A 25,087-nucleotide genomic window follows, 5' to 3' on the forward strand; every position below is an offset into this window, starting at 1 on the left:
GTGGGTGTGCTCCCATAGTGCGTGTGCCCGCGCCGTCTCCTCCTGTCGTCGATCCCGTAGCCGAGGAAGCGGCCGACCTCCATCGTCGAGCGAGGGCCGCCGCCTCGGATCACGGGCTCCGCAGGCCGATCCGGCTGCTCCGGCGAGCGCTCGCCCTGCTCGGCCCGGTGGACGCGGATCTGGTCGCCCGCTTGGAGATCCGGGGCCGGATCCTGATCAGCCTGGCGGCGGCCGAGGCGGAGTTCGTGTCCCAAGAGGACGGTCTCGCCCGGCTCGACGAGGCGGAACGCATCCGGCTGCTGTTGCCGGGCGGCGACGTCCGCCACGAGCTGCGGTTCGTCGTCGGGCTCCAGCGCGCCGTCGTGCTGATGCGCGCCGGGAGGCTGGAAGAGTCGCTCGCGCTCAACAACGCCTTTCTCCCCGGGCTGGCCGCCGAGGCGGGCAAGTACAGCATCGTGCTGACCCGGTCGCTCGTGAACCGCGCTTGGCTGCATCTGGAGATGAGCAATCCGGACGCGGCGTACCGGGACCTCGTCGAGGCGCTGGATCTCGCTGTCGAGCACGGCCATCGGTTGCTGGAGGGGAAGATCCGGCATAACCTCGGCGATCACGCGCAGCTGCTCGGCGACATCCCGGAAGCACTGCGGAACTACGAGCAGGCCGCCACGATCTTCGTGACCGACGGTCCCGGCTCGTTGCCGCTCGTCCGGCTTGATCAGGCGAAGGCGCTGCTGACGGCGGGACTCGCCGAAGAAGCGGCGCGGCACCTCGACGACGCGATCCCGGAACTCCAGGCCAACGGCGCGGTGCACCTCGTCGCCGAGGCGGAGGTCGCCAGGGCCGGCGCCGCCATCCTGGAGCGCGACTACGCGCTGGCGAAGAAGCTCGCGGCGTCGGCGAGGCGGAGTTTCCTGCGGCGTGGCAAGGGACGCTGGGCGGAGATCGCCGCGCTGACCCGGCTCCGCGCGGACGCGGTGAAGGTCTTGGCGGACAGGGAGAAGAAGCCGTCCGCGAAACTGCCCGAGCAGCTGGCCGATCTCGCCATCCGGCTGGCCGAACTCGGCCTGCGCGACGAAGCGGGCGCGGCCAGGATGTTCGCGGTGCGGCTGCTGCTCCGTCGCGACGAGACGGCCGCCGCGCAAGCACTCCTGGCCCTGGTGCCGAAACCGCGGCAGACCACGCCGATCGACCACCGGATGCTGCTGCGGCTGTGCCGGGCCGAACTCGCGGTGGCGTCCCACCGGCCGCGTTCGGCGCTCGCGCAGGCACGGGCCGGACTGGCGGAACTCGGGCAGATCCGCGACCGCATGGGCGGGCTCGACCTCGTCTGCGGGACGGCGGCGCACGGCGAGGAACTGGGCAAACTCGCGCTGACGCTGGTGCTCAAGAAGGCGAGGCGCAGCGGCGCCGGGGCGAAGAGCCTGTTCGCGTGGCTGGAACGCACGCGCGCGCAGGTGTACCGCTACGAACCGCTCCCGGTCATCGAGGATCCCGCGCTCGCCCGGCACATCAACGAAATGCGGCACCTGCAGGGGACGATCCAGGCTCGGCGGCTGTCCGGCGAACCGGTCGGGAAACTCGAGGAGCGCTACGACCGGCTGCAGCAGGAGGCGACCCGGCTCGGGTGGTACACGAGCCAATGGGGGCGGCCGCGGCCGGTTTCGGCGCCCGAAGAGGTGGTCGAGCGGCTCGGGGATCGCGTACTCGTCAGCCTGATGGGTTATCGCGACACCTTGTACGCGGTGGTCGTCGACCGCGGCCGGTTCCGGCTCGTGAAGCTGGGGCCGCTCGGGGAGATCGTCGAAACCGCACGGCAGTTGCACGCGGACCTCGACGCGCTGGCCCCGGACAACCTGCCCGCGCCGCTGGTCGAAGTCGTCACCGGTTCCGCGCGGCGCCGGGCGGACAAGTTGGACAAGCTGATCTCCGCGTCGCTGGCGAAGACGCTGGAAAACCGCGAGCTGATCATCGTGCCGATCGGTTCGCTGTACGCGTTGCCGTGGGGCGCTTTGCCGTCGCTGCACGGGCATCCGGTGTCGATCGCGCCGTCGGCGACGGCCTGGGTGACCGCGTCCGGACGGCGGAACTCCGGCCCGGTCCTGCTCGCCGGCGGTCCCGGCGTGCCGGGTTCGGTCGGCGAGGTGCGGAACCTGCGGACGGTGTACCCGCAGGCCCGGCTCGTCGACGGGATGGACGCGACCAGCGACACCGTACTGTCCGCTTTGGACGGTTCCGGGATGGCGCATCTGGTCGCGCACGGCGCGCACGAACCGGCGAACGCGTTGTTCTCGCGGCTGGAACTCGTCGGCGGCCCGCTGTACGCGCACGAAACCGCCCGGCTCGCGAAGCCGCCGGAACGGGTGGTGCTGGCCGCTTGCGAACTCGCGATGAGCCACATCCGGCCCGGTGAGGAGGCGCTCGGGTTCGCCGGGACGCTGCTCGCCAGCGGTTCGCGGACGGTCATCGGCGCGATCGCGCGGGTCGGCGACAAGGCCGCCGCCGAGGCGATGTCCGATCTGCACCGGCGGCTGGCCTCGGGAACCGCGCCCGCGCTGGCGCTCGCCGAGGCGACCGCCGCGGATCCGCTGCGGCGCCCGTTCCTTTGCCTTGGTGCGGGCTGAAGGGGACTTTCGCCGCGTGTGATGCGGTGAAGGGCGCTTCCGCAACATGATGCGGCGGGGTTTCTGGAGGCGGCGCGTGCGAAGGACGCTTTCGCCACGTGTGATGCGGTGAAGGGCGCTTTCGCAACGTGACGCGATGGGGTTCTCGAGGCGGCGCTGCGAAGGACGCTTTCACCGCGTCCCATGCGGCCATGGCGTCCTTCAGCTCCCCCAGTAGCCCACAGGAGTTGTCCACAATCACCGTGACCTGTGGACAACTCGGCTGACCAGCCCGTTTCCCCGCCCACCCCCGGTAGACTGGACTCGGGGTCGCCCCCCTGGGACGGGCGGGGGGTGGGGTCAGGGGCGTTCGGCGTGTTTCACCAGGCGTGTGGCCAGGAGTGAGACGACGGTGCGCAGGGCCGTGCGGACGGCGGTGCCGGTGCCGGGCAGCGGTTCGGTGAATCGGCCGGTCCAGCGCAGGTCCGTGCCGCCGGAGGCGTTCGGCGTGAACGAGACTTCGGCGCGATAGTCCTTCAGCAGCTTGAGGCCCGCGAAGCCGTAGACGTGCTTTCGGTCCTGTTCGTACTCCAGCGTCTCTTCGTGGAGGTACACCGGCCACAGGCCGACAGCACGGACGGCGCCCACCCCGTCCTCACCCGGTTCCCGCGCCCAGCGCGAGTGGAACACCACCGGTTTCGCCCATTCCGACCACCGGGAACCGTCGGCCTCCAGCGCGAAAAGGGAAGCGGGCGAGGCGCTGCTCGTCCGGTTGATCTCGAAGGAGTACGTCTTGCCCATGTGGCGACGATAACCGCTCCAGCCGCCACGGATAAGTCAAGATAGGGGCGTGAGCACGACGCGCCGCGAGATCGCCGCACCGCATTGGCTGGTGCAGCTGCTCCGCAGCACACCGGTTCCCATCCCGTGGAACATGGTCGCCCGCGCCGTCCTCGCGCTCGCCGTCCCGCTGGCCGTCGGCTACGCGCTCGGCGACATCGGCGTCGGCGCGCTCATCTCCACCGGCGCCCTCCCCACCGTCCTTTCCGAATCCGCGGGCCCGTACCGCTACCGCGCCCGTCGGCTCGGCGGCGCCACCGCGGCCGCCGCCCTCGGCTACTTCGCCGGACTGATCACCGGCGGCATCCCCGCCGCGTCCATCCCGGTCGTCGTCGGAGTCGCCGCGGTGTCCGCGCTGATCAGCGCGGCGGGCAGCAACGCGTCGGTCGCCGGACTGCAGATGTTCGTCTTCTGCGTCCTCGGCACCGGCCAGCACGTCACCGGCCTGCGCGTCGAAATCCTCCTCGGCTACTTCTGCATCGGCGCCGCGTGGAGCCTGCTCATCGCCCTCGCCACCTGGACCTTCCGCGCCACCAGCCCGGAACGCGGCGCCGTCGCGCACGTCTACGTCGAGCTCGCCGCCATGCTTTCCGCGACCGACGAAGCCACCTCCCGCGTCGCGCGCCACCAGCTCACGACCGCGATGAACACCGCGTACGACCGGCTGCTCACCGCGCGATCCTGGCTGTCGGGCCGCGACGCCACCTACCGCCAGCTGCTCAACCTCCTTTCGGCCAGCACCCCCGCCGTCGAGGCCTCGGTCGCCATGGTCAACGCCGGCCGCCAGGCCCCGGACGACGTGATCGGCCACTTCATCGCCACCTCGGCCGCCGTGCTCGCCAACCAGGAACCGCCGGAACCACCCGAGGCGCCCGAAGACGCCGACCCGGTCCTCGCCGCCCTTTACGCCGGGCTCGCCCGGATCGGCAAGGGCGACAACCGGAAGCGGCGCGAGGTCCAGCCTTGGCACAAACGTCTCCGCGGCTGGGCGGGCTCGCTCATCTCCGGCCCGCTCACCTGGTTCGCCGCGCTCCGCCTCACGTTGTGCGTCGCTATCGCCGAAGTCGTCGCGCTGCTCGTCCCGTTCGAACGCTCCTACTGGATCACGCTCACCGTCGGCATCGTCCTCAAACCGGACTTCGGCTCGGTGTTCGGCCGCGCGGTCCTGCGCGGGATCGGCACGGTGATCGGCGTGGGCATCGGCGCGGCCGTGCTCGCCGCGGGCGGCGAGGGCTGGCTGCTGGTCCTGCTGATCGCCGTGTTCGCGGGCGGCGTCGCGGTCGGCAAGGTCCGCAACTACGGCATCCTCAGCGCCTTCGTGACCCCGTTGATCATCCTGCAGATGGACCTCGCCAGCACCGGAAGCTGGGACGTCGTGCTCGCGCGGCTCGTCGACACCGTGCTCGGCTGCGCGATCGTCCTGCTCTTCGGCTACCTGCTCTGGCCGGGCAGCCGTCGCCCACAGATCGGCGGACGGCTCTCCGACAGCCTCGACAGCCTGGTGGAATACGTCGACAAGGGGCTCGTGCTCGCGCCGTCGGGCGAAGCGAGACTGGAACGCTCACGCGCCCGCCGCCGTGCCTACCGCGCCCTGGCCGACCTCCGGACCGCGTTCCAGCAGGTCGTCGTCGAACCCTCCGCCGCCGGACGTCAGGCCGTCGCCTGGTGGCCGGTCATCGCCGGGCTCGAACGCGTCGCGGACGCGGTCACCGAAGTCGGCGTCACCCTGGGTGGCGGCGCCCCGGCACCGGCCGAGGCCGACATCGCCCTGCTGACGGCCGCGCTCGCCGAACTCGCGGCCGCCGTCCGCGAGGAACGGGAGCCCGCGGAGATGCCGATGCCCGACAACGAGCAGCTGTCCGGCGTCGTCGACCAGATCGGCGCCGCCTTCGACACCGTGCGAGGCCCCGACCTCGTCGAGCGCGCGCCGCTACGGCTGGTCCGGCGATTCCTGCCGTACCACCGCCGCGCCTAGCGACAGACCCACCCGGATGGGGGAGGGTGAGCATGGTCTCGAACTAATGTTCGAGTTTTCACGCATAATCGACGCATGCTCGACACTGGTGACACGCTGCCGCCGGGGCCGCGTCACCTGCACATGGTCCGGCCCAACCAGCCCGTTTGGGTCGACCTCAAGCTGGTGTACCCGGTCAGCGCGACGAAGACCCGCCTACCCGACGGCCTGGACCTGACGGCCACCGTCCCCGGCCTGCTGGGGATGTGGCGCGCGACGACGACGGCACACTGGGTCGGCTGGGTGACCTTCCAGCTCGGCCCGATCGGCCGGGGCGGCACGACGCATTCCCAGTGGGTGCTGGCCGAGGCGCTGCGCCCCCGCGAGGAACGGAACGCGTGGTCGGGAAGCTTCCCCTCCGAGCGGAGACGATGATCGTCCCGTCCCGTGGACGAGGTTGACCCTCCTTCCCTCCCGCGGCCACCATGAAGACGTGTCCGCCATCCTGAAGTCCTCGCCGAGCCGCTCGGCGAGCGAAGGTGTCGTCGCACTGCTCCTGCGTCGTGGACGTCTGGGCTCGCCGCCCGCGTAGCCCCTTCTCGCCAAGTCATCCACGACGGTGAAACCCAGGGAGCACGTATGTCCATCGAACTGCCCGACCGTGTCCGCCTCCGCCCCGCGACCGTCCCCGACGGTGGGATCCTCGAGGGGCCGCGCGTGTTGCGGCGCCTGCCGGAGGGCGCGGAAGAACGTCCTTACGAGCTTTTCGCGCTGCGCCCGCTGGGACGGGTGATCGGTGCCGAGATCGGCGGCGTCGACCTCGCCGAGCCCCTCACACCCGCTCTCCACGCGGAGCTGAATCGCGCGTTGCTGGAGTGGAAGGTGCTGTTCTTCCGCGACCAGGACATCACTTCGGCGCATCAGCGCGCCTTCGCCGCCCACTGGGGTGAGCTGGAGACGAACCCGTTCATCCCGAAGGGGGAGACCGAGGACACCACTCGCTTCACCCGCTCGGCGACGATGCCCGCGTTCGAGAACATCTGGCACGTGGACGTCACGTTCCGGCCCGCGCCGGCGCTCGGCTCGGTCCTGCGGCTGATCGAGGTCCCGCCGGTCGGCGGCGACACGATGTGGGCCGACATGGCCGCCGCCTACGACAACCTTCCGGAAGACGTCCGCGAACGCATCGACGGCCTCAACGCGGTCCACGACTTCATCCCCGGCTTCGACCGTTTCAGCGACCCGGAACTGCTGCTACGCCACCAAGACGCGTTCCCGCCGGTCGAGCATCCGGTCGTCCGCACGCATCCGGAAACCGGGCGCCGCACCCTCTTCGTGAACCAGGCCTTCACGACCCGCATCGTCGGCATCGACCGCGACGAGAGCGACAGGCTCCTGCGGTACCTGTTCAGCCGCGCGCACATCCCGGAGTTCCAGGTGCGCTTCAGCTGGCGGCCCGGTTCGGTGGCCTTCTGGGACAACCGCGCCACGCAGCACTACGCCGTCAACGACTACCACCCGTACGCGCGGGTCGCCGAACGTGTCGCCATCATGGGTGACCGGCCGTTCTGAGCGCGTCCCCGCGACGGGTGATCGTCCGGGCGGATCGCCCGGTACCTGTGTGACGATGAGGTCATGGGCATCAACTTCGATGAATTGAAGAACAAGGCCACCGACGCTCTCCGCGAGCACAACGACAAGATCGAGGGCGGCCTGGACAAGGCGGCGGACTTCGCCAAGTCGAAGTTCTCCGGCCACGACTCGCAGATCGACTCCGGCGTGGACAAGGCGAAGGGGTTCATCAACAAGTACGACGACACCCCCGACAACCCGCCCCAGGATCAGCAGAACCCAGGCCAGCAGCCGCCGCAGGGCCAGTGACCCCTCGCGTTCAGTCCTCTGGATGCGGTAGTTGCACACGCAAGGACCGCATCCAGAGGACGAAACGCGTCAGGAGACTTCGCCGAGCGCGGTGCCGCCGTCGATCGCCGTGATCCGGCCACCGCGCTCGCCGAGGGCGATCAGGCCGTCCCGCGCGTCCGGGGCGGTCAGGCTGACGCGCACCCCGGCGCGTTCCGCGTCCTTGCCGGCCGCAAACGCTTGCGCGCCCTCGTGGCCGGCGTTGACCGTCACCGCGAGCCCACCCGTCGACGCGAGCGAACCCCGCGCGGCGCCCAGCCGCCCGAGCGCCTCGTCGACGATCGGCAGCAGCGCGTCCCGGTTGCCCTCGGTCATCGCACGCACCAGCGCCGGGCTCGACCCGGCCACCCGCGTGCCGTCCGTGTAGGACCCGGCGGCCAGCGACATCGCCAGCGGTCCGCCCTGCGCGCCGATCGTGGCCAGGATGGCCGCGAAGATATGCGGCAGATGCGAGATCCGCGCGACCGTCTCGTCATGTGAGTCCGCGGGCAGCGGCACGACGTGCGCGCCGACGTCGAGTACCAGCTGCGCGACCTCGGCCCACGCCGTCAGATCGGTGTCGTGCTCGACGCCCAGCACCCAAGCGGCACCGCCGAACAGCGCCGGGTTGCTCGCCTTCCAGCCGGACTCCGCCGTCCCGGCCATCGGGTGCCCGCCGACGAACTTCGCGTACGGCGCTCGGCGGCGGACGGCGTCGAGCACCGGACCCTTCACGCTGGTGACGTCGGTGAGCACGCAGTGGCCGGCGACCCGCGAAACGGTGCGGAGCACGTCCTCGACCGCGGGCAGCGGAACCGCGAGCACGATCATCGCGTCCCGCTCCGCGGCCTTGCTCAGCGCCGCTTCGACCTGCGTGGTCACGTCGTAACCCGCTCTGCTGGCCGCGTCCGCGTCCGCTTCCGAGGTCGTCGCCCCGAACGTGGTGCGGCCGATCGAACGCGCCGCGCGCAGCAGTGAACCACCGATCAACCCGAGCCCGATCACGCATACGTCCCGCACAAGGGTTCATCCTGCCATCTGCGGGCCCACTCGTCAGAGAACGGCGGCGAGGCGCGTTCCCTGATCGATGGCCCGTTTGGCGTCCAGTTCCGCCGCGACGTCGGCGCCGCCGATCAGGTGCACCGGCAGTCCGGCCGCCCGAAGCTCGTCGGCGAGGTCGCGCACCGGCTCCTGTCCCGCGCAGACGACCACGGTGTCCACATCGAGCACACGCGGCTCGTCACCGACGGTGATGTGCAGGCCCTCGTCGTCGATCCGGTCGTAGGTGACCCCGGTGAGCTGCTCGACGCGTTTGGCCTTCAGCGCGGCCCGGTGCACCCAGCCGCTGGTCTTGCCCAGCCCCGCGCCGATCCCGGACTTCTTGCGCTGCAGCAGGAAGACCTGCCGCGGTGACGGTTCGACCTTCCGCTCGGTCAGCCCGCCCGGCGCCCGCTCGGGATCGGTGACGCCCCATTCGGCCATCCACGCGTCCAGATCGAGCGCGGGGGAGGTGGTGTGCGTCAGGAATTCGCTGACGTCCACGCCGATCCCGCCCGCGCCGATCACGGCGACCCTGCCGCCCACCGGTTTCCCGTGCCGGACGACGTCCACATAGGACAGCACCTTGGGGTGGTCGATGCCGGGCAGCGACGGCACCCGGGGAGTGACGCCGGTGGCCAGCACGACCTCGTCGAATCCGGCGTCGACGAGCGCGGCGGCGGTCGCGCGGCTGCCGAGATGGACCTTGACGCCGGTGACCTCCAGCCGTCGCGTGTAGTACCGGATGGTCTCCGCGAACTCCTCCTTGCCCGGGATCTTCCGCGCGATCCCGAACTGGCCGCCGATCTCGTCTTCGGCCTCGAACAGTTCGACGGCGTGCCCCCGCTCGGCGAGGCTGGTCGCGGCCGCGAGCCCGGCCGGCCCCGCGCCGACGACGGCGACGCGTTTGGTCTTCCGGGTGGGCGAAAGGGTCAACGTGGTCTCGTGTCCCGCGCGCGGATTGACCATGCAGGACACCAGTTTCCGCTTGAACGCGTGGTCGAGGCAGGCCTGGTTGCAGGCGATGCAGGTGTTGATCTCGTCCTCGCGTCCGGTCTCGGCCTTCCGGATCCATTCGGGGTCGGCGAGGAACGGGCGCGCCATCGACACCAGATCCGCGTCGCCGCCGGCGAGCGCCTCCTCGGCGACCTCGGGCATGTTGATCCGGTTCGACGTGACGACCGGGATCCCGACGTGCGGTTTGAGCTTCCCGGTCACCCACGTGAAGGCCGCGCGCGGCACGGACGTCACGATCGTCGGCACCCTCGCCTCGTGCCAGCCGATGCCGGTGTTGATGATCGTCGCGCCCGCCTCTTCGACCTCTTTGGCCAGCGTGACGACGTCTTCCCAGCTTTGGCCGCCTTCGACGAGGTCCAACATGGACAGTCGGTAGATGATGATGAAGTCCTCGCCGACCGCCTCACGCGTGCGGCGCACGATCTCGACGGCGATCCGGCGCCGGTTTTCGGCGCTACCGCCCCATCGGTCGGTGCGCTTGTTGGTGCGCTCGGCGAGGAACTGGTTGATGAAATAGCCTTCGGAACCCATGATCTCGACGCCGTCGTAGCCCGCTTCCTTGGCCAGGAAGGCGCAATCGGCGAACGCGCGGATCTGGCGCAGCACGCCGTATCCGGAAAGGGAGCGCGGCTTGAACGGGTTGATCGGCGCCTTGATCCCCGACGCCGAAACGCTCAGCGGATGGTAGGAATACCGGCCCGCGTGCAGGATCTGCAGCGCGATCTTGCCGCCCGCCTCGTGCACGGGATCAGTGAGTTGTTTGTGCGCCTTGGCTTCCGCGCGTGTCGACAGCTTCGACGCCAAGGGAAGGAGCCAGCCGGTCCGGTTCGGCGCGAACCCGCCGGTGACGATCAGCCCGACGCCACCCCGGGCGCGTTCGGCGTAGTACTCGGCCAGTTGCGGGAAATGCGCTTCCTTGTCTTCGAGGCCGGTGTGCATCGAGCCCATGATCACCCGGTTGCGCAGGGTGGTGAAGCCGAGGTCGAGCGGGGACAGCAGGTTCGGGTACTGGCTCATCGCGGGGTCCTTACGCATCGTGGTGGAATGCCTGGAGGACTTCCTCGAGCCACTCGACGTGGCCCTGTTCGGTTCGGATTCCTCCACGCAGCACGAGGAACTGGTGCAACGACTGTCCACTGAGGACGCTGGGGTCGGGGAAGTCGCGCTTCTCGATCAGCAGGTACGCGTCGAGCTGGGCCGCGTGCGTGTCGCGATGCCGGGTGATCTCGGCGGCGACGGCACCGGGATCACCGAGCGTCGCGCCGCGGATCTTCACGGCGAGTTCCCGGGCCGTGGCCGCGGGATCGGGTTCGGCGAGCCAGCGGGCCAGTTCGGCCCGGCCCTCGTCGCCGACGGTGTACACCTTCTTGTCGGGTTTCCCGGACTGCGCGACATGGTCGACGGCGACCCAGCCCGCGTCCTCCATCCGCTTGAGGACGCGGTAGATCTGCTGGTGGGTGGCGTTCCACCACAGTCCGATGGACTTCTCGAAGCGGCGCGTCAGCTCGTAGCCCGAGCCGGACCGCTCGGACAGCGAAACCAGGATCGCGTGCTCCAGTGCCATGCACCTAGTTTCATATGCACCTAGTTGCACTGCAAGGCGACGCGCGTCACAAGCGCGTGAAGGCCCCCTTCCCTCGGCTGGTCACTCAAAACCATGGCTGAGGGAAGGGGGCCTTCACGCGAGAAAAGCTACGGTTTGCGGGCGATACCGCCGATGACGCGCGACTCCGAGGGCACGCCCGCGAAAACCGTCTTCTCGTCCGGGTGCCACGCCGGCGCGTAGACCAGGCCCGGCTCCAGCAGCGGCCAGCCGCCGAAGAACCGCCGGAACTCGTCCATCGTGCGCAGGAAACCGGGGTTCGTCGTGGTCTCGTAGTACTCGAGGATGTCGAGCAGCGCCTGCCGCTCCTCGTCGTTGGCCGGGTTCTCGTTGGTCATCTGCGAGATCACCAGCAGCGAGCCCGGCACGAGCCGGTCGCGGTAGAAGTCCAGCAGCGCGTCCGGATCCTGCTCGTCCTTGATGAAGTGCATGACCGCGTTGATCACCAGCGCGATGGGCTGCCGGACGTCGATGATGCCGGAGTCCATCACCCGCTCCCAGAGACCCTCGGGGTCGAACAGGTCCGCGGCGATCGCGTGGTGCCGATCCGGGTCGGCGGTGTCGGCGAGCAGCAGCGTCGAGTGCGCGAGCGCGATCGGCTCGTTGTCGATGTAGAGGACGTGCGTGTCCTCCTCCGGCCGCGCCTCGTCGGCGACCTCGTGCACGTTGCCCGCCGTCGGCAGGCCGGAGCCGATGTCGACGAACTGCCGGATACCCAGTTCGGCGCAGTGCCGCACGGCCCGGCCGAGGAACTGCCTGCTGGTCAGGCAGTAATCGCCCATCAGCGGCAGGCGTTTGCGCACCTTTTCGGCGAACTCGCGGTCGATGGCGTAGTGCGTGTCGCCGCCGATGAAGTAGTCGTAGACCCGGGCCGCGGACGGCCGGTCCAAGCTGTTCTCGACGGCCTTGAGCGCCGCGTCGTGATCGATCATCGTCATCCCTTTGTCCGCGCCGGAAATCCCATGCTAACCGGCGGGAACGTAGGCCTCGCGGTAGGCGTTCACGGATTCGGTCAAGCGATCGAGCTCCGCGCGGGTGCGGGCGAGCCCGGCCGCGTCGAGGCCCATCGCGTCGCCGATGACCTTCGGGATCCCGCTCGCGCGGTCCCGGAGCCGGGCGCCGTCCTCGGTGAGGCTGATGCGAACGGACCGCTCGTCGTCGGCCCGCCGGTCACGCCGGACCAGCCCGGACTTCTCCAGGCGCTTGAGCAGCGGTGAAAGCGTGCCGGAATCGAGGCTCAGCAAGGTGCCGAGCTCCTTGACCAGCCGCTCGTTCTCTTCCCAGAGTGCGAGCATCACCAGGTACTGCGGATAGGTCAGGCCCAGATCGTCGAGCACCACGCGGTAAAGCGCCGTCACGGCCCGCGATGCCGCGTACAGCCCGAAGCACAGCTGATCGTCCAAGCACAGCGATCCGGTGTTTTCCGTCGGCATCGGTCCTCCTTCTCCCATGGTGCGTCGATCATGCCCCAGTCCGCCACTCGAGTGGGCTAAATCTCGTTGTAGGCATTTAAGTTGTGTACAACTAAGTTGCAAGCTACCTTCAGGTCATCGACCCCAGGAGGCAAAAATGACCGCCAACCCGCACAAGCTGGTCCTCGAACCGGCCGCCCAGGCCTTCGTCGAGGCCACCGCGACCCCGCCGTTCCTCTTCCAGCTGCCGCCCGAGGAAGGGCGCAAGGCTGTCGACGAGGTCCAGGGCGGTGACGTCGAATTGCCCGCCGCGGAGGTCGAGACCACGCATGTCGACGGCGTCGAAGTCCGCATCGTCCGCCCGCCGGGCGCCACCGGCCCGCTGCCCGTGATCGTCTACATCCACGGCGCAGGCTGGGTCTTCGGGAACTTCCACACCCACGAGCGCCTCGTCCGCGAACTCGCCGTCGGCACCGGCGCGGCCGTCGTCTTCCCCGAGTACGACCGTTCGCCGGAGGCGCGCTACCCGGTCGCCCTCGAGCAGAACTACGCCGTGGCGAAGTGGGTCGCCGAACACGGCGCCGAAAACGGGCTCGACAGCACGAAAATCGCGATCGCCGGTGACTCCGTCGGCGGGAACATGACCGCCGCGCTCACCCTGCTCGCGAAACAGCGCGGCGACGTCACCTTCCGTCAGCAGGTCCTCTTCTACCCGGTCACCGACGCGAACTTCGACACCGAGTCCTACAAGCAGTTCGCCGAGGGCTACTTCCTCGCCCTCGAAGGCATGAAGTGGTTCTGGGACCAGTACACGACCGACCCGGCGCAGCGCGCGGAGATCACCGCGTCGCCGCTGCGGGCGAGCCTCGACGAACTGGCCGGCCTGCCGCCCGCGCTGGTGATCACCGGAGAGGCCGACGTCCTGCGTGACGAAGGCGAGGCGTACGCCGCGAAGCTGCGTCAGGCCGGAGTGCCGGTGACGGCCGTGCGATACCAGGGCATCGTCCACGACTTCGTCATGCTCAACACGCTGCGCGAAACCCACGCCGCGGAGGCGGCGATAAAGCAGGCGATCGAGGCGTTGCGTACCGCTCTCGCGGGGTGAGTAGCCCAGGACACAGTTTGTCCAGGGTGACACGCGTCACCCTGGACAACACTTCCCGGTGGTCACACGTCTCTTGATCCAGATGTGGGAAGTGCGGTGCGGGGGCGTGCCGCGGCCGGAGAGGGACACGATCGCCATGGGACTGGGACTGAGTGCCATCCGGCTCGATTCCACGCTGAACCTCGTCATCGTCGTGGTGCTGACGCTGCTCGCGATCATCGCCGTGCCGTTCCTCTGGGAGCGCTGGCGCCGCAAGGTGCTCGGCCGCAGCAGCACGATCCTCGTCGCGGTGGTGCTGATCGTGGTCAGCACCGCCATGGGCGGGAACATGATCGGCGGGTTCTTCCCGACGGTCGGCGCCCTGTTCGGGACCGGCGTCTACTCGGGGGAGAGCGTCGACGCCGTCGCGGGCCAGAACGGGTCGGACCTCGACAAGCTGCGCGACGCCGGGGCGATGCGGGCCAAGGAGGGCAAGGGCTCCGTCGTGCACATGACGGTGACCGGCAAGCGCACCGGCCTCACCCGTGACGTCTCGGTCTACTTCCCGCCCCAGTACTACGATCCCGCGTACCGGGCGCTCAAATTCCCGGTCATCGAATGGATCCCGAACTACCCGTCCGGTCCGGAAGTGGTCACCGGACCCTACGAACTTCCCGCCAAACTGGACGCGGCCATCGCGAAACACCTGCTGCCGCCGACCCTGGTGGTCATCCCGGACCCGACGGGGAAGCCGAAGATCGGCCACGACACCGAGTGCATCGACGAGGTCAACGGGACAGCCAACGACACATACCTGACCGCCGACATCCGCGACTGGGCGATCGAGAAACTCGGTGCCAACCCGCAGCGGAAGGCCTGGACGATGGCGGGCTGGTCCTCGGGCGGGTACTGCGCGATGAACCTGGTGACCCGGCATCCGCAGTGGTACGGCCAGGCGGCGAGCGTCAGCGGCTACTACAAGGCTTCGGTGGACGCGGAGACGGAGAACCTGTTCAAGGGCAGGCAGGACATCATCGACGCGAACACGGTCACGGTGAACATGCAGAAGCATCCGGCGCCGGTCGACATCCTCGCGATCGCCGGGCAGAAGGAAAACTTCGAGAGCTTCTCGATCGACCAGATGCAGGCGGCCGTCCGCGCGCCCACGACGCTCTCGTCGTGGCGGATCCCGGACGCCGGGCACAACATGAACACCTTCAAGGCGCAGGTCCCCGACGTGCTGGCGTGGATCGGCGCGCGGACGGTGCCGCCGTGCGCGCCGCAGGACAAGAAGATCGTCTCCAACGGCGGGGTCACGCCGTGGCCCCTGCCCAACACCGGCGCGAAGGGCGCGCTGGTCGACGTCGTCGAGTAGCTAGGCGCGATATGCCCTGGGGTACAAGCGAAGCCGTGCGGGAACTCGGTTCCCTACCGCCCTTACGACCGCGCCCAACCGCTGGAGACGTCGTTCGTCCTCGTCTGTCCATTTGAGACTCAACCGGTCGCGTAGGGCCGGGGGCAGCAGGCCGATCGCGCACCGGGTCAGCACGTTCCCGCCCGCCGGCCGGACGGGACGCCACAAGGGTTCCGGCAAGAACCACCACGGCGGCGGGGGAGTGTCCCGCATGGTGATCGAGCCGAGCAGTTCTCGGACCGTGTGGTTGTCCTCGAGCCGGTTCGCGACGACGTCGTCGAAGTACGTCTCGAATCCTTCGAGGTCCGCGGGCATGTGGTGTTCACGGAGGCCGAGGAGTAGGCCGAGTTGCCGCCACTCCGCGTAGAAGCGGCGTTTTTCCATGCGGGACAAAGGATGCACGAAGACGTCCTGCATGCGGACGGTCGTCCAGAAGGTCGAGCCGTGCACCCACCAGTAGGCCTCGGGGTTCAGCGCGTGATAACGCTCGCCGTGATGGTCGACGCCCTTGATGGCCTTGTGCATCTCGCGGAGCCGCTCGGCCTCCACGATCGCTTCCCGGCCGCCGAAAACCTGGCACAGCAACGAATCGATGGTCCGGTCGAGGCGGCCCCACGGATCTTCGACGTAGTCGGAATGGTCGTGGACACCGGCGCCGATCACCGGATGGGCGACCTGCAGCAGTAGCGCGGTCCCCGCGCCGAGCAGCAGTCTCCGGTCGCCGACCACTTGCCAGGCAACGGAATCCGGGCCGAGCGGGGTCACGGCGGGCAGGCGGGATCCGGTGCTCATGACGACCTCCCGAGAGAGCGGCGTGCGGCCACTGTCCCACCTTGTTTACATGTCGTCAATAGCGGGAAGTAGCGCTTTCACCACGTCAGTCACCCTTTTGCCGCCGCTGGCGTAGGTGGTCGACGTCGGCTGAGAGGTCAGCACGACGACGATGTAGCGGTTGTCCTTCCCGAGGACGCCCGAGCTGTGCAGGATCCGTGAGCCGCGGCAGCACGCCCAGCCCTGCTTGATCGACCAGGGCAGGGAGCCGACGGCGTCCGGCACGCCGAAATACTGCCGGATCCCGTCGGAGCCGCTCTCCGTCGCGCCGCTCAACGCCCGCATGATCGTCGTCCGCGTTCCCGCGCTGACCTGGTCCAGCACGTAGCGGTAGATCTTCACGATGTCCGCGGCGGTGATCCGCGTGTCGCCCCAGCGGCCGGGATCTTCGGGCGGATGGGTGCCGCCGAGGCCGATCTTGAGCGCCCAGCGGGTGACGATGGCGGGGCCGCCGTACGCGGTCCACAGCCTGCTGGCGATGTCGTCGTCGCTGGCCGAGAGCATCCGCTGCACGCTGCTCGGCGGTGCGCCAGCCTGAAGCGCTTCGAGCGCGATGAGGAGCTTCACGAGGGACGCCGAGGTGTAGGAACGTTCTGATTTGAGGGAAACCGTGCTCTTCTTGGCCGTGCGGTCGTAGAGGACCACGCTCACCTGTCCGCCGTCGACGAGTTCCGCGAGGGCCTTCGTGTCGATGTCCGTCGACGGTTTGCCCGGCTCGGCGGACTTCGAAGGTGGGGAAGGCGTCGGGGCAGGTGATTCGGCGGGCGCCGATTCGACGTCCACGGTCACTTCCGACGCCCCGGACGCCGCGACCGCGATCGCCTCCGAGCCGGGACGCGCCGGTGGAACCAGCAGCATCGCGATGATGGCTCCCAGGCACAGCCCCACGAGGAGGAAGACTCCGCTCACCTTGCCCACACGAGTTGTTGGCCGATTCACACTTTCGTGTTCGCGGTTAGGCCAATCGTGTGGCGTGGATCTCGTTTGACCACGCGTTCCGTGACGTCCCGACCGCGCGGTGTGGCCAGAGCGCGTCTTTCCGGTTTGTCCGGGAGGCCGCCGGGGTATCTGACCCCCAGCGTGAATTTAGGTGGCCAACTCTGGAAGGCGGAGCAATGGCACGTGTACAACGCCCTCGTATCCGGACGGCGGGGCTCCAGCCCGCGCAGGTCCTCGCCGGGCTGGCGAGCCTGGCCTTCCTGGTGTTCGGGATCGTGGGCTTCACCAGGACCGGGTTCGCCGACTTCGTCGGCCGGAACGACGCGACAGTCCTGGGGTTCTCGGTGAACCCGCTCTACAACCTCGGATTCGTCCTGCTGGGCGCGATCGGTCTGCTGCTGACCTTCGGCTCGGGCCGGTCCCGGGTCTTCGGTCTCCTGACGTTCGCCGCCTTCGGGGCGTTGTTCGTCTGGGGCCTCATGATCACCGGGACCGTCTCGACGAACCCGGTCTCACAGGCGGGTAACCCGTTCAACCTCAACGGGCCGGACAACTGGCTGCACCTCGGCCTCGCCGCACTCGGGCTGGTGATCGCGTTCCTGCCCGCGCGGCACAAGGTGCTGCTGCCGGAGGACGAAGAGGAAACCGTCGTGACGGATCGGGCCGACAGCGCCACGGTCGTCGAACCCGTCGCGGACGGTTCGCGTCGGCCGAAGCATGAGAAAAGCCCGGCCGTCGCTCGGGAAGAGCGACCGCCGGGCCTCGCCCACTAGGTCTTCTCGGGCTCAGTATCCGTACTCCGAACCACCGGACTGGGCGGGAGCGCCTTCCTCCTTCTTGGGGGCGGCGTTCCCGCTTTGGGCCGCCTTGTCCTTGACCGGCGCGGTGCTCTTGCACCCGGCGGGTTCGATGACGAACCAGGTGCCGCCGACGCCGTGACCGTTCGCTTCGCCGGCTTTGGCGTCCTTGGCGTAGCGGTAGACGGCCCAGCCGCCGACGGTGACCTGCGTGGTGCCGTCCGCGCGCTTCACCGTGCCGAGCAGCTTCGCATCGATGCCTTCGAGCTGGACGTCACCCTCGGCGAGCACCGGCGGCCAGTTCTTGGCGCAGTCACCGTTGCAGGTCGGCTGCTTGTTCTTCTTGTCCTTGGTGAACATGTAGAGGGTGAAGCCCTCCTGGTCCACAATGGCCGGTCCGATGCCGTCGACGTTGCTCGCGACCAGCTTCGTCGCGCCGTCCGCCTTCTCCTCGGCCGGAGCCTCCTTGGCCGCCTGGCCCGCCTTGCCGCCCTTGGCGTTCGCGGCGTACCAAGTACTGCCGACACCCTGCCCCTTCGCCTCACCGGCCTTGGCGTCCTTGGCGTAGCGGTAGAGCGCCCAACCACCGACGGTGACCTGCTTGCGGCCGTCGGCGCGGGTCAGTTCGCCGACCAGTGCCTGGTCCACGCCTTCGATCTGCACTTCGCCGTCGGCGAGCACCGGCGGCCAGGCCTTCGCGCAGTCACCGTCGCAATTGGACTTCGGCGGCTTCGCGCTGTCCTTGTCGAAGCGGTACAAGGTGAACCCGCCCTTGTCGACGAGCACCTGACCGAGCTCCCCGGCTTCGGCCACGGCCACCTTGGTCTCGCCCTTGGCCGCGGGGGCGTTCCCGCCCGCTCCGGCGACCGCCGCGGCGGGTGCGACGGCGGGTGCGGCGGCCTCGGTGCCACCGGAGCAGGCCGACAGCAGCACCAGGCCCGCGGCCGCGGCCGCCGCTGCGACGACGAAACGCTTGCGAAGCATGGGATTTCTCCTTGTCCGTAGGGGTTCCGCGGCTTGGCGCGGTGAGCTTGTACCCCCTACACGGGCCCTGTTCGGGACCGGTTCAAGAAGTTCCCGGATTTTCTTTCCGCGCTTCCAGCGCGTTGTCGGTCAGTGCCCCGGCCGAGCCGGTGTAGTTCGCGGGATCCAGCAGGTCGGCGAGGGATTCCGCGGGGAGGACTCCGGTTATCTCCGGCAGGTCGGAAAGAACCTCGCCGAGGTTCCGGCCCTGCTTCAGTGCGAGCCCGGACGCGCGTCCGAGGACCTCCTTGGCCCGCGCCTTGCCCAGCAGCGGGGCGAGCACCGTCGAGAGCCGCTCGGAAACGATCTGGCCGTGCGTGAAGTCGAGGTTCTCGCGCGAACGCTCGTCGTTGACGACCAGGCCGCGCGCGAGCTCGGCCGCCGTATAAGCGGCGCCGCCGGTCAGGCGCAGGCACTCGCGCAGCAACTGCCACTCGGCGTGCCACGCGCCCGCGGACCGCTCGTCCTCGGAAATCAACGACTGGGTGACGCCGGTGGCCAGCACCGGGACCTGGAGCGCGGCCGAACGGATCAGCGTCGCCAGCACCGGATTGCGTTTGTGCGGCATCGCGGAGGAACCGCCACGGCCCTCGCCCGCGGGTTCGGTGACCTCGCCGACCTCGGTACGCGTCAGGAACTGGACGTCGACCGCGATCTTGCCGAGCGCGGCGGCGGTGAAGGCGAGGGCGGCCGCGAGGTCGGCCGTCGGAGTGCGGAGCGTGTGCCAGGGAAGCGTGGTCTCGGCGAGACCGGTCTCTTCGGCGAAGGCCGACTGAAGCCGTTGCGGATAGCCGTCGGGCAGCTCGGCGAGACGCGCGTACTCGGCGTACGCGGCCTGAGTGCCGGCCGCGCCACCGAGCGAGACCGGCAGGACGACACGGCTGAGCCTGTCGAGCGCGTCGAGCGTCAGCTGGCGCCAGCCCGCCGCCTTGAGCCCGAACGTGGTCGGAACGGCGTGGGCGGTGAGGGTGCGCCCTGCCATGATCGTGTCGCGATGCGCGCGAGCGAGACCCTCCAGCGCGTCCGCCGTCGCCTCGAGGTCGGCCGCGAGAAGGACCCTCGTCCGCGCGGCGACCAGCATCATCGCGGTGTCGAAGATGTCCTGACTCGTGGAGCCGCGATGGACGTACTCCGTACCGGCCGCCGCCGTCAGTTCCTTGATCAGCCCCACGACCGGATTCGCCGTCTCACGCGCCGCCCTCGCCAGCGCGACCACGTCGATCTCGGCCGACGCGGCCGCCTCGGTGATCGCCTCGGCCGCGGCCCGCGGGATCAACCCGGTGCGGGCCTGCGCCCTGGCGAGCGCGGCCTCCGTATCGAGCAAGGCCCGCACCCAGGCGAGATCACCCGTCGCCGCCTCGGCGGGCGTGCCGGCGCGGACCGGGGAGAGGAGGCCGGAATCGGGATCGGCGTTCATCGGCCCAGCATCGCACTACCGGGTCTCAGTGGCCTGTCCTCCCGTCGATGCGCTCGCGCAACAGGTCGGCGTGGCCGTCGTGGCGCGCGTACTCGGCGATGTGATGCGTCAGCAGCCAGCGCAGCGAGAACGGCTCGCCGGTGCCGTGGGTCCGGCCGAAGTCGTCGAGCGAGGCGGCCGCCACGATCTGCCTCGACCGCGCGCACTCCTCACGCCACGCCGCCCACGCGGCCTCGACGTCACCATCGGTGTCGTCGAAGTCCTGCTCGGGCCGCTCGTCGGAGTAATAGAGCATCGGGACCTCCTCACCCGCGAACTGGATGCGGAACCACCAGCGCTCGGTCCCGGTGAGGTGTCTGAGCAGCCCGTGCAGTGACAGGGTCGACGGATCGACCGGCCGCAGCGCCAGCTGCTCCGGCGTCAGACCCTGGCACTTCAGCTCGAAGGTGCGGCGGTGCCAGTCGAGCGTGGACGTCAGGATCTCGCGCTCGCTCCCCACCCGCGGCGGCTCCGGCCGGTCACCGGACCACTTGGGCGAGTAGTTCTCGTCAGGGATCGTGTCCATGCCCACGACCATGGCAGACACCCCCGACAATTCCGTGGCGCTCGAGCGGCGGCCCCGCCATCCTGGTGGTCGGCGGCGATCTACTAGACTCGGTCGCACGGGCCGTTAGCTCAATTGGTAGAGCTGCGGACTTTTAATCCGTAGGTTCTGGGTTCGAGCCCCAGGCGGCCCACCAAACGCCCAGGTCCGGGGCCAGGGGTAAGTCGAAGAGCGAGATCACTCCCCGACTTACCCCCGGCTTAGCTTCGGACCCTTTACCTCCGGCACCGCCGGGCGGACGAGGTACGCGACCCACGATGTGTCGACACACTGGGCGGCGAGCATCGCTCGGGACGACCGGCGCGCGGTGGAGTCGCGACCATGCCCGCGTGCGGCCTGTCACTTGTCGGCGAGCCGACCTACTACAGAAAGTAGTCGGGTGAGCCGGCGAACACTTTGATGCAGCGCGGCATCCCCTGGTTGTGTCGCTCCGTGAACAATCTTGTTTCGGATCGCGGACAAGTCTTGGAGCTCGGCTACGTCAGCCTCTGTTAGGAACCCGGCCTTAGCGAGATCTCTCGCGATTTGATTTATTGGTCGTTCCGACGTGGATTCGCCTAGTAGATTCGCCGTTGATAGCCTCAGTTTAGATTCGACCTGGACGAACTCGCTCAAAAACTCATTTATTCCATACTCGGTCCGTCCTCGTATGCTCTCCTCGCGTCGAGCCTTTCTGAGTTGCAGGTACGAAATAGCGACCAGAAGGGTTGATGCGGTCATTAAGCTCGCGCCAGAGATTGTGATAAGCGACGAAGTATTGCCTGGAAGGTCGAGAAAATTCTTGGATAGCACTCCATAAAAAGCAGTTGCTGCACCGATCGTCGCGTATATGATCGCGACAAGAAATATTAGCCGACGACGTCGGTGCGATCCCGGGCCTGACGCGGATGGACGAGCAACGTCGCTGCGCTGGGCGGCTTCTACTACATCTCTTACGCTGATCTCGCTACTGTACGCTGTGCGGTCGGCTGTCAGTATGATCTGCCGACGAATATCTTCGATGAGCTCATCGAGTGTTTCGCGAGCTGCGGGAGTGAGCCGACTCTCGGCATCTTGCCAAAGTTCCATCGGCTATTCTCCTTTCCAGCCGCGAATCTCAACGATTGCTACCATAACTAGGCCGATGGCTAGGGAGGCCCAGAATAATGCTATACCCCAGCTCTGGTCCAATTTATTTCCTCCGACGCCAATGCCAGCGGCGGCAAGGTAGAGGATGAGCCGAAGGAAGAAGGCGAACGCTCGATCACCTTTTGAGGGCTTGGCCGATCGCCTTACCTCTAAGTATGCGTCTGCTATATGAGTTGTTGTAAATTGTCGTATATTGGATGAGTTTCCTCTGGAGCGTTCCTCGTAAGTTTCTGCTGCGTGGAATAACTCTTTCGAGAAAGATTCGATCCGGTCGATCAGTAATTTCTTCTGAGGATCTCCGAGGTTTGACGCTCGCGGAATATTAACTTCAACGCGGAGGGGGCCCGCACCAGTCACCTACCGAGCTCCTCCCGGGTACAGGTCAACACGCTTACTCATGGTGAGGGGTCGGTGGTGTACCGACTTGTGTTACAAGGTGTGCTGAGCGACCGTTCGAGAGGCCGTCAGAGCGACATTCCGTCAGCCTCTCGAAGACGATGGCTAGTCAAGCAGATCCTCAAGGGCTTGTGCCGTGATCGGGTCGACCGTTCTCCGGCCCAGGTAGGTGTCCTGCGTCATCGACACCCGCGAGTGGCCGAGGTGGTCCGCGATCAGCTGCGTTGAGACGCCCGCGTCATCCAGGGCGGTTGCCGTGGTCTTGCGGAAGTTGTGCGACGTGAGCCACAGGAAGTCGTCCGATCCCCGGATTTCGCGGAGCACCCGCAGGACGTTGTTCGGGTCCCGCAGCGTGCCGGTCGTGTTGGCGAAGATCGGGCTAGCCAGTGGCCGGCCATCCGGCGGGCGCGAAGATCCGTCTTATGTTCGGAGACCCAGAGGGAGACAGTGTCGCCCTGCGCGGCGAGGAGGAGCAGCTCGGCGACGGGACGCTCGCGGCGCGCATCCGCAACGCGCTGGCCTCCTACCGGCCCCTGGTCGGGGTCGACGGGGTGGAGATGCGCTTCCACAACACGACGCTCTACAACTCGATCTTCCGGTTCGACGATGAGATGATCATCAACACGCACGTGTACGGGTTCCAGGGAGCCCACGCCCCATCCCTCCACCTGCGACGACTTTCCGCCGGGGACCTTTTTGAGACATACTCGGAGAGCTTCGAGTCAGTCTGGAACCTCGCCAAGCCGGCCACCTTCTAGGAGGCAGCATGCCCCGAGTCGACTACTACAACGACCCGAACGCGCCCGAGGCCAACAGCATCGTAGTAGCGGTCTCAGCATTCATCCAGGATGACGAAGGCCGGATCTTGATGATCAGGCGTACTGACAACGATTTGTACTCGATCCCAGGTGGCCAATTGGAACTCGGCGAAACACTAGCCGAGGCGGCGGTTCGGGAGGTCCGCGAGGAGACCGGCATCGAGTGTGAGATCACGGGCGTGATTGGGCTGTATTCGGATCCCAAGCACGTGATCGCCTACGACGATGGTGAAGTTCGCCAGGAGTTCTCGATCTGCTTTCGGGCGGTCCCAAAAAGCGGCGGGATTCGAACGAGTGACGAGAGCAAAGAAGTAGCCTGGACCAGGCTGTATGGAGATCCGTTAATTCGTCCGTGCTTGCAAGATTAATCAAAGCCCGGCTAGTCGTATAGTCTGGGCGGGTTTCCTTTTCTTTCAAGCACTGTTCGTACTTGATGCTCCCAGCGGGTTAATATCTGATTCCACTCCGATGATTTCAGGTAGTTGAGAGGGTCTCCTGTAAGGTCAAATTCTGGTGCGTACAGACCAGTTACGCCCTTTTCGAGGAGTCCATCTGCGAGAACGCCGGTTTCTCGCATGATCAAAGTGGGTAGGCCGAGCTGGTAAGCCATTGCTGGCTCAATGTGGATCCAAGGAGTGCTGAGCCAGACGTCCGACAGTGGATACTGATTGATATGGTCGAGGTCGGCTCGAAAGTTGCCCGTGCCGGATTTAACGTAAATCCGTCGAAATGCTACAGCGAGAAGTCCGTGGGACTCAAACATTAGACGCCTGACGGCCCGCAAGGGCGCATCCATGTCGTAATCGGTGACCCCTAGTGTGCGTGGGAAAAAACCTCGGCTCTTCAAGTTGTCCGACAAGTGCCTGATGAAGGCTACTTGAGCAGCATTGTAAGGCTTCGGAAAGCTGAAGAAAATCGAGGTTCCGTACCCGGTTCCTGGCTCTAGGTAGGAAGAGCGGCCGTCTTTTACGCCGCCATGCTCGTCTTCGGGCATCTGTTTAGGTGTTCTTGTCCAGGTCGTGGGCAACCTTATGTATTGCGGCTAGGTAGGGACTATCTTCTGACTTGGTGCTCGCGTCTAGTTGATCAAATGGGACAAGAGATTTATGTTGCATGCCCTTCTGGATGATCCAACCGGACCAAGCATCATGTACATCTGAAAGTGAAGTCTGTGTGCCTTTTACTCGAACGAGGATCGCGTACAGGACGAACAGGTCATCAGTATCTGCAGGTGGCTCGGCTTCCGAGGGCACCGCTGCCCTGACTCTTGCCGCCAGATCTGACAGGTAGTTAGACATTAGGTGAGTCTAGCAACCAGTAGTAGTAGGTACAAAACGGCGAACAGTGCAGGTATTATTCGCTCAATCGTTCCCAGTTCGGCATATCTTCCACGCCAGCCTGGAACTGGATCTTTTTTGAGGCCTTCCCATTCATCGGAGAAGATGCTAACTGGCAGCCTATCTTCCATTTTGTTGATGACCGTAAACTTCGCTTTGTTCAGGTCTCGATAACTCCTTAACTGCAGCCACCACGATATTGAAATTGCCATCCCGACAATTGATACAACTAAGGAGTTCCACCAGTTGGATTCATTCAGCTTAGGTGTAGCTATTCCTAGGACTGTGACAAAAGCGGTTTGAACTGTCAGGTAGAATGTATTCGCGGCCGAGCGCCTTGCGGATACTCGATCGGCCATTTCAACAGCTAGCTTATATAATTCGAGTTCCCGCGGGTCAATCTCCGACGCTTTATCCGTCACCTGGCGCCACCGATTAGTTTCTTGAGGTTCGGCCAGGTCCAGTCGTACATCTTATCTGATGCACGCGCCGTAGTTGGCTTGTAGCAAGTTTTCGAACTGTACCCCCGTAGGAGAAAGTAAGAAATCTCCTCTTCTTGGGCTATTTCAAGCTCAACGCCGACCCCAACTGCCTGGTGAGTATGTTCTCCGCATAGCACGACTACGATATCGGAGGCGCGAATTCGGTATCGCGCTTTTTTCTTCCAGTCTGCGGAGGCTTCTTTGATCGACCAATCTGCAATCGAAAACGGCGAGTCGGCATTTTTAGACTGTCCGACTAAAGCTTCCTTTAAGAATTGATCGTAGTCGTAGTCGAAGCTGATGAAGACTCGCTTTGTCATGATTTTGAATCCTCTCGTCATCTTAATGTCGAAGCATACTGCCGAACTTGGCTCTATGGGATCAAGGGCGCGTCGCCGGGCGGCGCGCCGGTCGCCTGGCGTAGCTGCTCCCGTTGGCGACCACGCCCGAGCCC

Annotated in this window: 25 protein-coding genes, 1 tRNA gene and 1 pseudogene; 11 read left to right on the forward strand and 16 right to left on the reverse strand. The window is 66.9% G+C overall.

Annotated features, from left to right (window positions below; translation table 11 throughout):
• Nucleotides 1–17 precede the first annotated feature (17 nt).
• The gene (locus tag HDA45_RS22720) at nucleotides 18–2,621 is read left to right on the forward strand and encodes a CHAT domain-containing protein (RefSeq protein ID WP_184898470.1); all 2,604 of its coding nucleotides are present in this window, start codon (nucleotides 18–20) and stop codon (nucleotides 2,619–2,621) included.
• 339 nt (nucleotides 2,622–2,960) lie between these two features.
• Here the strand turns inward: HDA45_RS22720 and HDA45_RS22725 are convergent, their stop codons facing one another.
• Nucleotides 2,961–3,401, reverse strand: a complete 441-nt coding sequence (locus HDA45_RS22725) for an SRPBCC family protein (protein WP_184898471.1) — start codon at nucleotides 3,399–3,401, stop codon at nucleotides 2,961–2,963.
• A gap of 49 nt (nucleotides 3,402–3,450) precedes the next feature.
• Between HDA45_RS22725 and HDA45_RS22730 the strand changes: the two genes are divergently transcribed.
• The 4 genes from HDA45_RS22730 (at nucleotide 3,451) to HDA45_RS22745 (ending at nucleotide 7,275) form a co-directional block, all read left to right on the forward strand.
• Complete coding sequence (locus HDA45_RS22730) at nucleotides 3,451–5,415, forward strand: FUSC family protein (RefSeq protein ID WP_184898472.1); 1,965 nt, start codon at nucleotides 3,451–3,453, stop codon at nucleotides 5,413–5,415.
• A 75-nt stretch (nucleotides 5,416–5,490) separates the two neighbouring features.
• Nucleotides 5,491–5,829, forward strand: coding sequence for a hypothetical protein (locus HDA45_RS22735; protein WP_184898473.1), 339 nt, complete (start codon nucleotides 5,491–5,493; stop codon nucleotides 5,827–5,829).
• Between the two features lie 204 nt (nucleotides 5,830–6,033).
• On the forward strand, nucleotides 6,034–6,966 hold the full coding sequence (locus HDA45_RS22740) for a TauD/TfdA dioxygenase family protein (RefSeq protein ID WP_184898477.1): 933 nt from the start codon (nucleotides 6,034–6,036) through the stop codon (nucleotides 6,964–6,966).
• Between the two features lie 63 nt (nucleotides 6,967–7,029).
• On the forward strand, nucleotides 7,030–7,275 hold the full coding sequence (locus tag HDA45_RS22745; protein WP_184898480.1) for an antitoxin: 246 nt from the start codon (nucleotides 7,030–7,032) through the stop codon (nucleotides 7,273–7,275).
• A gap of 69 nt (nucleotides 7,276–7,344) precedes the next feature.
• Here HDA45_RS22745 and HDA45_RS22750 read toward each other — a convergent pair whose 3' ends face one another.
• The 5 genes from HDA45_RS22750 to HDA45_RS22770 all read right to left on the reverse strand — a co-directional run bounded on the left by HDA45_RS22750 (nucleotide 7,345) and on the right by HDA45_RS22770 (nucleotide 12,384).
• Nucleotides 7,345–8,298 (reverse strand): prephenate dehydrogenase, encoded by a 954-nt coding sequence (locus tag HDA45_RS22750; RefSeq protein ID WP_184905927.1) that lies wholly within the window; start codon nucleotides 8,296–8,298, stop codon nucleotides 7,345–7,347.
• Between the two features lie 48 nt (nucleotides 8,299–8,346).
• Nucleotides 8,347–10,365, reverse strand: a complete 2,019-nt coding sequence (locus HDA45_RS22755) for an NADPH-dependent 2,4-dienoyl-CoA reductase (protein ID WP_184898482.1) — start codon at nucleotides 10,363–10,365, stop codon at nucleotides 8,347–8,349.
• 10 nt (nucleotides 10,366–10,375) lie between these two features.
• Nucleotides 10,376–10,912, reverse strand: coding sequence for a PadR family transcriptional regulator (locus HDA45_RS22760; RefSeq protein WP_184898484.1), 537 nt, complete (start codon nucleotides 10,910–10,912; stop codon nucleotides 10,376–10,378).
• Between the two features lie 128 nt (nucleotides 10,913–11,040).
• On the reverse strand, nucleotides 11,041–11,889 hold the full coding sequence (locus tag HDA45_RS22765; protein ID WP_184898486.1) for an SAM-dependent methyltransferase: 849 nt from the start codon (nucleotides 11,887–11,889) through the stop codon (nucleotides 11,041–11,043).
• Nucleotides 11,890–11,916: 27 nt separating this feature from the next.
• Nucleotides 11,917–12,384, reverse strand: coding sequence for a MarR family winged helix-turn-helix transcriptional regulator (locus HDA45_RS22770; RefSeq protein WP_184898488.1), 468 nt, complete (start codon nucleotides 12,382–12,384; stop codon nucleotides 11,917–11,919).
• A 136-nt stretch (nucleotides 12,385–12,520) separates the two neighbouring features.
• Between HDA45_RS22770 and HDA45_RS22775 the strand changes: the two genes are divergently transcribed.
• Together HDA45_RS22775 and HDA45_RS22780 are read left to right on the forward strand one after the other, a co-directional pair.
• Nucleotides 12,521–13,468 carry an alpha/beta hydrolase gene (locus HDA45_RS22775; RefSeq protein WP_184898490.1) on the forward strand — a complete coding sequence of 316 codons (948 nt, stop codon included), beginning with the start codon at nucleotides 12,521–12,523 and terminating at the stop codon, nucleotides 13,466–13,468.
• 136 nt (nucleotides 13,469–13,604) lie between these two features.
• Nucleotides 13,605–14,822, forward strand: coding sequence for an alpha/beta hydrolase (locus tag HDA45_RS22780; RefSeq protein WP_184898492.1), 1,218 nt, complete (start codon nucleotides 13,605–13,607; stop codon nucleotides 14,820–14,822).
• Here HDA45_RS22780 and HDA45_RS22785 read toward each other — a convergent pair whose 3' ends face one another.
• Complete coding sequence (locus HDA45_RS22785; protein ID WP_184898494.1) at nucleotides 14,823–15,653, reverse strand: oxygenase MpaB family protein; 831 nt, start codon at nucleotides 15,651–15,653, stop codon at nucleotides 14,823–14,825. It lies immediately after the preceding gene.
• A 45-nt stretch (nucleotides 15,654–15,698) separates the two neighbouring features.
• Nucleotides 15,699–16,610: a serine hydrolase gene (locus HDA45_RS22790; RefSeq protein ID WP_184898496.1), complete on the reverse strand. Its 912-nt coding sequence runs from the start codon at nucleotides 16,608–16,610 to the stop codon at nucleotides 15,699–15,701.
• A 197-nt stretch (nucleotides 16,611–16,807) separates the two neighbouring features.
• Between HDA45_RS22790 and HDA45_RS22795 the strand changes: the two genes are divergently transcribed.
• The gene (locus tag HDA45_RS22795; RefSeq protein ID WP_184898498.1) at nucleotides 16,808–17,404 is read left to right on the forward strand and encodes a DUF4383 domain-containing protein; all 597 of its coding nucleotides are present in this window, start codon (nucleotides 16,808–16,810) and stop codon (nucleotides 17,402–17,404) included.
• Nucleotides 17,405–17,416: 12 nt separating this feature from the next.
• Here HDA45_RS22795 and HDA45_RS22800 read toward each other — a convergent pair whose 3' ends face one another.
• The 3 genes from HDA45_RS22800 to HDA45_RS22810 form a co-directional block, all read right to left on the reverse strand.
• The gene (locus HDA45_RS22800) at nucleotides 17,417–18,412 is read right to left on the reverse strand and encodes an SCO0930 family lipoprotein (RefSeq protein WP_184898500.1); all 996 of its coding nucleotides are present in this window, start codon (nucleotides 18,410–18,412) and stop codon (nucleotides 17,417–17,419) included.
• An 82-nt stretch (nucleotides 18,413–18,494) separates the two neighbouring features.
• Nucleotides 18,495–19,868, reverse strand: a complete 1,374-nt coding sequence (locus HDA45_RS22805) for a nitrosuccinate lyase (RefSeq protein WP_184898503.1) — start codon at nucleotides 19,866–19,868, stop codon at nucleotides 18,495–18,497.
• Between the two features lie 25 nt (nucleotides 19,869–19,893).
• Complete coding sequence (locus tag HDA45_RS22810; RefSeq protein ID WP_184898504.1) at nucleotides 19,894–20,433, reverse strand: DinB family protein; 540 nt, start codon at nucleotides 20,431–20,433, stop codon at nucleotides 19,894–19,896.
• A gap of 99 nt (nucleotides 20,434–20,532) precedes the next feature.
• On the opposite strand from HDA45_RS22810, the gene HDA45_RS22815 reads away from it, so the two are divergent.
• A tRNA-Lys gene (locus HDA45_RS22815) sits at nucleotides 20,533–20,608 on the forward strand.
• 1,493 nt (nucleotides 20,609–22,101) lie between these two features.
• Here the strand turns inward: HDA45_RS22815 and HDA45_RS42425 are convergent.
• Nucleotides 22,102–22,383, reverse strand: a complete 282-nt coding sequence (locus tag HDA45_RS42425; RefSeq protein ID WP_343072299.1) for a tyrosine-type recombinase/integrase — start codon at nucleotides 22,381–22,383, stop codon at nucleotides 22,102–22,104.
• Nucleotides 22,384–22,397: 14 nt separating this feature from the next.
• On the opposite strand from HDA45_RS42425, the pseudogene HDA45_RS22825 reads away from it, so the two are divergent.
• A pseudogene (locus HDA45_RS22825) lies at nucleotides 22,398–22,754 on the forward strand (DUF5919 domain-containing protein); the annotation flags it as partial.
• 8 nt (nucleotides 22,755–22,762) lie between these two features.
• Entirely contained in the window at nucleotides 22,763–23,182 is a 420-nt protein-coding gene (locus HDA45_RS22830; RefSeq protein ID WP_184898506.1) for an NUDIX hydrolase, read from the forward strand.
• An 11-nt stretch (nucleotides 23,183–23,193) separates the two neighbouring features.
• On the opposite strand, the gene HDA45_RS22835 is transcribed toward HDA45_RS22830, so the two are convergent.
• The 4 genes from HDA45_RS22835 to HDA45_RS22850 are packed head-to-tail and all read right to left on the reverse strand — an operon-like array spanning nucleotide 23,194 to nucleotide 24,953.
• Nucleotides 23,194–23,808 carry a hypothetical protein gene (locus HDA45_RS22835; protein WP_221471215.1) on the reverse strand — a complete coding sequence of 205 codons (615 nt, stop codon included), beginning with the start codon at nucleotides 23,806–23,808 and terminating at the stop codon, nucleotides 23,194–23,196.
• 4 nt (nucleotides 23,809–23,812) lie between these two features.
• On the reverse strand, nucleotides 23,813–24,112 hold the full coding sequence (locus HDA45_RS22840) for a DUF7701 domain-containing protein (protein WP_184898508.1): 300 nt from the start codon (nucleotides 24,110–24,112) through the stop codon (nucleotides 23,813–23,815).
• Nucleotides 24,112–24,573, reverse strand: a complete 462-nt coding sequence (locus HDA45_RS22845; protein ID WP_221471216.1) for a RipA family octameric membrane protein — start codon at nucleotides 24,571–24,573, stop codon at nucleotides 24,112–24,114. Before HDA45_RS22845 ends, HDA45_RS22840 begins: the two co-directional genes overlap by 1 nt.
• Nucleotides 24,570–24,953: a TIR domain-containing protein gene (locus HDA45_RS22850; RefSeq protein WP_184898510.1), complete on the reverse strand. Its 384-nt coding sequence runs from the start codon at nucleotides 24,951–24,953 to the stop codon at nucleotides 24,570–24,572. Before HDA45_RS22850 ends, HDA45_RS22845 begins: the two co-directional genes overlap by 4 nt.
• Between the last annotated feature and the right edge of the window lie 134 nt (nucleotides 24,954–25,087).

Source organism: Amycolatopsis umgeniensis (assembly GCF_014205155.1).
Classification (GTDB): Bacteria; Actinomycetota; Actinomycetes; order Mycobacteriales; family Pseudonocardiaceae; genus Amycolatopsis; species Amycolatopsis umgeniensis.